Raw genomic sequence first — 5823 nt, forward strand, 5'->3', positions numbered from 1 at the left:
AATGGGCAGCAAAGGCAGAAAAAGTGTTAAGAAACCCAAGCAAGACAAGCAGAAACCAGGGCAGAAAGAGGAAGTGAAGAAGAAATAGAGTGTCTAAGAGAGGCTCCGCCTCTCTTTCATGAAGGGGAAGGTGTCCGTAAATGTCATTCTGAAGGAGTGAAACGACCGAAGAATCTGGGGGTGGGGCGGATACGCAACCAAATACCTCCCCCAACCCAGATCCTTCGCTTCGCTCAGGATGACAGTTTGTTGTTTTTGGACAATCTCCACAGGGGGAGGGGGTTAATAAAATAACACCAAGGAGAAAGAGTGGTCGAACAATCTGACAGAGTCGGGGAAATCATTGAAGCCAGCACCACGGACTTCACCGCGCAGTGCTATGAGCTTTACCAGTCGCCGCCGTTAGGGAGCCTGGTCAAGACCACCGCTACAGCGGTGGAATTATACGGCATTGTTGCTCAGGCATCCACCGCCAGCATTGAGCCGGGACGCCGCCCTATCGCCCGCGGCCGGGACGAGACCGACGAGGAAGCCGTCTACCGGCAGAGTCCGCAACTGCTCAAGCTGCTGCGCACCGAGTTCAACGCCCTGGTGGTGGGCTACCGGGAGGACGGGAAATTATACCGCTATCTGCCGCCCAGGCCCGCCCGCATCCACGGCTTCGTCTATCCCTGCTCCACGGAGGAGGTCAGGGATTTCAGCCAGTCCTTCAGCTTCCTTAACATACTGCTGAACACTCATCTGCCCGTCCCCGTTGAGGAGCTGGCGGCCGCGGCGCTGCGCCGGATGAGCCAGGTGCATGAAGCCCCGACCCCCTTCCTGGTAGCCGCCGGTAAAGAACTGGCAATACTGCTCGGGGGGGAGTTCGGCCGACTCAAAGCCATCCTGGGGAGGTTGCAGCCATGATTGAAGAGTCAAACCAGCGTCTGGGGATGGTTGTTTCCGGCGCACTGACCAAGGGGGTCGAGGTAAGGCTGGACAGCTCGGCTTCGGTGGAGGACATGGCCGTGGGACGCTATGTCACCATCGAGGGGGCAAAACGGCGCTTCTTCGGCATGATAACCGATGTCAGCCTGGGAGTAGTTGACCAGAAGCTTACCCTGACCCCGCCCGATGTCGCCGACCCCTTTATCGCCGAGGTACTGGCGGGAACCAGCACCTACGGCACGCTGCACGTTCTGCCCATGCTCACCATCGGCGGGGATGTCGCCGACCTTATTGAAGGACCGCAGCCGGTGAAGACCGTCCCCGGCCATTTCTCGGCGGTGAACCCGGCATCGCAGCGGGACATCGAGCTGGTCTTCGGCGGGGAAGATGAAGGGAAGTTCTTTATCGGCACGCCCCTGGACATGGAGACCAAAATCTGCCTTGACCTTCCGGAACTGGTCAAGCGCTCCAACGGCATCTTCGGCAAGAGCGGTACCGGCAAGACATTCCTGACCCGGATACTGCTCATCGGCATGCTCCAGAAGAGCGCCGCGGTGAACCTGATTTTCGATATGCACAGCGAGTACGGGTGGGCCGGTACCAGCGAGGGAGGCAGAAGCGTCAAGGCGCTCAAGCAGCTCTTCCCGGAGCAGGTGGCCGTCTTCACTCTTGACGAGGAAAACGCCAGGCGACGCAAGGTCAGCACCGACTTCGTCGTCAGGATAGGCTATGACGAGATCGAGCCGGAGGATATGGCGTTACTGCGCCAGACCTTGAACCTGACCGAGCCCGCTGTGGAAGCGGTCTACCAGCTATCGAGGAGGTTCGGCCGCCACTGGTTACAGAGCACCCTCGACATGGCGGACGCCGGGGAAACGGAGGGTGTGCTCAAAGAACTAAGCATCCACGAGAGCACCTTTCAGAACCTGCAGAGAGGACTGCACACCATCGAACGGCTGCCCTTCCTGACCCCCCACTCCACGGACAATACCGTGCAGCGCATACTGGAATACCTTGACCGGGGGATAAACGTGGTGCTCGAGTTCGGCAGGTACACTGATATCACCGCCTACATCCTGGTGGCGAACCTGCTCAGCCGCCGCATTTACGCTCAATACCGGGAAAGGACGGAAAAGGCGCTGGGTGAGAACACCAGCCCGCCCCACCCTCTGGTCATCACCATCGAAGAGGCGCACCGCTTTCTCAACCCGGGAGTAGCCAGCCAGACCATCTTCGGCACCATCGCCCGCGAGATGCGCAAGTACAACGTTACCCTGCTGGTCATTGACCAGCGCCCTAGCGGCATCGATGACGAGGTTATGTCCCAGCTGGGCACCAAGATATCCTGCCTGCTGGACAATGAGCGTGACGTTGACAGCGTGCTCTCCGGCATATCCGGCAAGAGCGAGCTTAAATCAGTCCTGGCACGCCTGGAATCGAAGCAGCAGGCGCTCATCTTCGGCCATGCCGTGCCGATGCCGGTAGTGATCAGGACACGGGAGTACGGCTCCGCCGAGTCTTATAAAGGCTTTACCTCGGGCACAACTACCGGTACCGAGCGCGCCGAAAAGGACATCGAGGAGCTATGGGAATAGAGAGCAGCGAAACACCGAGAAAAAAGGTGGGGCTGGCCCTGAGCGGCGGAGCGGCGCGGGGGCTGGCCCATATCGGGGTGCTGCAGGTACTGGAACGGGAGCAGATCCCCATTGACCTGATTGCCGGTACCAGCATCGGGGCATTGATTGGCGCCTTCTACGCGGCAGGTAACGATGCCGCCAGCACCAAAAGACTGGCGCTGGAGCTGGCGGCCCGCAGGCGCTCCCTGCTCTTTGAGCCAGTACTACCCCGCACCGGCTTTATCCGGGGCAGGAAACTTCAAAACACCCTGAAATCAATCACCGGTGACATTGAATTTAAGGACCTGAAAATACCCGTTGTTTGTGTCGCCACGGATATCGATAGCGGGGAAGAGATAGTGATCAGACAGGGGCCGGTGTGGGAGGCGGTCAGGGCCAGCATTACCATTCCGGTAGTAATGTCCGTAACCAGGCTGGGGGGCAGATACCTGGTTGACGGCGGTCTGGTCAATCCGGTGCCGGTAAGCTGCCTGAAGGCGATGGGAGCTGATGTTATCATCGCCGTGAGTGTACCTCACATTAGTACAAGACGTTCGGTAGAAGCCAGAGCGCCTAACATGCTCAGTGTAATGCTACAGACAATCAATATCGCTAACTACTGCCTGGTACAGTCCAGCCTGGCGGGCGCTGATGTTGTCATTGAGCCCCCGGTGGGACACATCGCTTTCACTGATTTCCGGCGCGCCGAAGAGTGTATTTCGCTGGGGGAACAGGCCGCCCTGAGATCCATCCCGGAGATAAGAAAATGCCTGTGAACTGTCCCGCCCGCTTTTAACGTTCAATCTCAGCGCAAGTCCCGACCGGATAAATATTTCAGGTGACAAAATACACGGAAATGACAAGGCAAAAGCGCAATCCAGGAGAAGGGGCGCTCCTGACCCGGACCAGAAGCCTGCTGCGCCGGGCCGGTCTCAGGGCAAGAAAGGAGCTGGGGCAGCACTTTCTTATCGATGAGAAGGCGCTGGAGTCTATTGTGACGGCCGCCCAGCTTACCCCCGCCGATACAGTCATCGAAATAGGGCCCGGCCTGGGCGTGTTGACCGCGGAACTGGCGGGAAGGGCGGGGCATGTGCTCGCCATCGAACTGGATGACCGGCTGGCAACCCTGCTGGGACAGACATTATCATCCTTCCACAACATAACCGTCATCAATGAAGACGTATTAGAGATTGACCCGGCAGCTCTACTGCGGGAGCACTCTCGCCCTGAAGAGAATGGTCATTTGAACTATAAGGTGGTGGCTAACCTGCCCTATTACATCACCTCCCCCGTCCTGCGCCACTTCCTTGAGGCATCAGTCAAGCCGCAACTGATGGTGGTGATGGTGCAGAAGGAGGTAGCCGAACAGATAGCGGCACAGCCGGGCAAAATGAGCCTGCTCAGCGTCAGCGTCCAGCTCTACGGAGAAGCGGAGATAGTGGGCTACGTACCCGCCAGCAGCTTCTATCCTGTCCCCGAAGTTGCTTCTGCCGTCCTCAAAGTCACCCTGTATTCCAGTCCCGCCGCCGGGGTGACCGATACGGAGGGTTTTTTCAGCCTGGTGCGCGCCGGATTCACCGCTGGCCGCAAGCAGCTAGCCAACTCTTTGTCCCGGGGTCTGAGAGTCTCCAAGTCCGAGACGCTGCGCCTGCTGGCGGAGTCGGATATAGACCCGCAGCGGAGGGCGGAAACACTGACCCTTGAGGAATGGGCTCGACTGTGGCGGGTGTCTACCCGGAGAGAGTGCTGATGCTGACGGTACCGGCGCCGGCCAAGTTGAACCTGACGCTTGAAGTGCTTGGCGAACGCCCGGACGGCTTTCATGAAATCCTCAGCGTCATCCAGACGACAAGCCTGTCCGACCGCCTATCTTTTCGGGCCAGCGATGTCATCGAATTCAAATGTACTTCACCGGGCTGGGCTGCTGAAAAAAGCCTGGTAGCCAGAGCTACCGGGCTGCTTCAAGAGACTACGGGCTGTTCCAGAGGAGTATCAATAGAGGTCGAAAAACACATCCCTCTGCTTTCGGGGCTGGGCGGGGACAGCAGTGACGCCGCCGCCGTTCTGTGCGGGCTTAACCGGCTATGGGAGGCGGGGTTGTCAACGGAGCGACTGCGTGCCCTGGCGGCGCAACTCGGCTCGGACGTGCCGTTCTTTCTTTACGGGGGAACGGCACTGGTCGAGGGGAGAGGGGAAAAGGTAACCCCCCTGCCGACATTCCCCCACCACTGGATTGTACTGGTTATCCCGTCTCCGCCAGTACTGCAGGGGAAGACAAAGCGACTCTACGACAGCCTCAATCCTGTTCATTTTACCGACGGAAAGATAACACAGCGGATGGTGGAGACTCTGAAATCGGCGGGAAAATTCACGTCGTCGTTTTTATTCAACTCTTTTGAGCAGGTGGCATCTACTCAGTTCCCGGGACTGGATACCTGCCGGGAACAGATGGCACAGGCTGGCGCCACCGAGATTCACCTGGCGGGCTCAGGCCCGGCGTTATTTACCCTGACGCAAGACGAGAACGAGGCTGAAGGACTGTACCAGCGCCTGCGGCAGCAAGGACAGGAATGTTACCTGGCTGAGACTCTATCCGCAATTGACAGGTAGAAAAAAAAGCTCTGTCATGATTTAATATTACTATTGGACAACATTATGATGGAGGTAAACAATGAGCGACACGGATAAAAATCTACAGGAAGCCTTTGCCGGGGAAAGTCAGGCCAACCGCCGCTACCTCTTCTTCGCTGAGAAAGCGGACAAGGAAGGACAACCCCAGGTTGCCCGCCTGTTCCGGGCGGTGGCTGAGGCCGAGACAGTCCACGCCCGCAACCACTTTAACGTGATGGATGGCGTGGGTTCGATCAAGGATAATGTGGCTGCCGGCGCCATGGGAGAACACTATGAGTTCACCAGGATGTACCCTGGTTTCATTGCCAAAGCGGAAGAGGAGGGAAATGAGAAGGCGCAGCGCAGCTTCGAATACGCCAACCAGGTTGAGCAAATTCACCACGGCATGTATGAGGCCGTCCTCAAAGCCCTGGAAGCGGGACAGGTACTGAAGAACGAGCCTTACTTTGTCTGCCCCGTATGCGGTAATACGGTTGCCGGGGCGGCGCCGGATAAATGCCCCATTTGCAGCACCGTCGGCAGCCGATTCAAGAAGTTCGAATAGGGAGAAGAGTTAACCTGGCCCACTTGGTGAGGCTGTCCACAAGGACTTCTTGTCATTGCGAGCGAAGCGTGGCAATCCGGGAGGCGGGGACGCTATCCCATCCCG

At 58.1% G+C, this 5823-nt stretch carries 6 protein-coding genes; all 6 read left to right on the top strand.

The features are described from left to right. Window positions 1-309 precede the first annotated feature (309 nt). The 6 genes from Q8Q07_03345 to Q8Q07_03370 all read left to right on the top strand — a co-directional run bounded on the left by Q8Q07_03345 (window position 310) and on the right by Q8Q07_03370 (window position 5718). Window positions 310-906 (top strand): hypothetical protein, encoded by a 597-nt coding sequence (locus Q8Q07_03345; protein MDP3879327.1) that lies wholly within the window; start codon window positions 310-312, stop codon window positions 904-906. Then, window positions 903-2522 carry an ATP-binding protein gene (locus Q8Q07_03350; GenBank protein MDP3879328.1) on the top strand — a complete coding sequence of 540 codons (1620 nt, stop codon included), beginning with the start codon at window positions 903-905 and terminating at the stop codon, window positions 2520-2522. Before Q8Q07_03345 ends, Q8Q07_03350 begins: the two co-directional genes overlap by 4 nt. Then, window positions 2513-3319 (top strand): patatin-like phospholipase family protein, encoded by an 807-nt coding sequence (locus Q8Q07_03355; protein MDP3879329.1) that lies wholly within the window; start codon window positions 2513-2515, stop codon window positions 3317-3319. Before Q8Q07_03350 ends, Q8Q07_03355 begins: the two co-directional genes overlap by 10 nt. Before the next feature lie 80 nt (window positions 3320-3399). Then, window positions 3400-4293 carry a 16S rRNA (adenine(1518)-N(6)/adenine(1519)-N(6))-dimethyltransferase RsmA gene (rsmA, locus tag Q8Q07_03360; GenBank protein MDP3879330.1) on the top strand — a complete coding sequence of 298 codons (894 nt, stop codon included), beginning with the start codon at window positions 3400-3402 and terminating at the stop codon, window positions 4291-4293. Beyond that, window positions 4293-5153, top strand: coding sequence for a 4-(cytidine 5'-diphospho)-2-C-methyl-D-erythritol kinase (gene ispE / locus Q8Q07_03365; protein MDP3879331.1), 861 nt, complete (start codon window positions 4293-4295; stop codon window positions 5151-5153). The genes rsmA and ispE overlap by 1 nt, the downstream gene beginning before the upstream one ends. Before the next feature lie 61 nt (window positions 5154-5214). Further along, window positions 5215-5718, top strand: coding sequence for a rubrerythrin family protein (locus tag Q8Q07_03370; protein ID MDP3879332.1), 504 nt, complete (start codon window positions 5215-5217; stop codon window positions 5716-5718). Window positions 5719-5823: the final 105 nt, after the last annotated feature.

Source organism: Dehalococcoidales bacterium (assembly GCA_030698765.1).
Classification (GTDB): domain Bacteria; phylum Chloroflexota; class Dehalococcoidia; order Dehalococcoidales; family UBA2162; genus JAUYMF01.

Bases quoted from the DNA above. Each gene is read 5' to 3' on its own strand.
- Q8Q07_03350 (MDP3879328.1), top strand. From the start codon at position 903: ATGATTGAAGAGTCAAACCAGCGTCTGGGGATGGTTGTTTCCGGCGCA.
- Q8Q07_03355 (MDP3879329.1), top strand. From the start codon at position 2,513: ATGGGAATAGAGAGCAGCGAAACACCGAGAAAAAAGGTGGGGCTGGCC.
- rsmA (MDP3879330.1), top strand. From the start codon at position 3,400: ATGACAAGGCAAAAGCGCAATCCAGGAGAAGGGGCGCTCCTGACCCGG.
- ispE (MDP3879331.1), top strand. From the start codon at position 4,293: ATGCTGACGGTACCGGCGCCGGCCAAGTTGAACCTGACGCTTGAAGTG.
- Q8Q07_03370 (MDP3879332.1), top strand. From the start codon at position 5,215: ATGAGCGACACGGATAAAAATCTACAGGAAGCCTTTGCCGGGGAAAGT.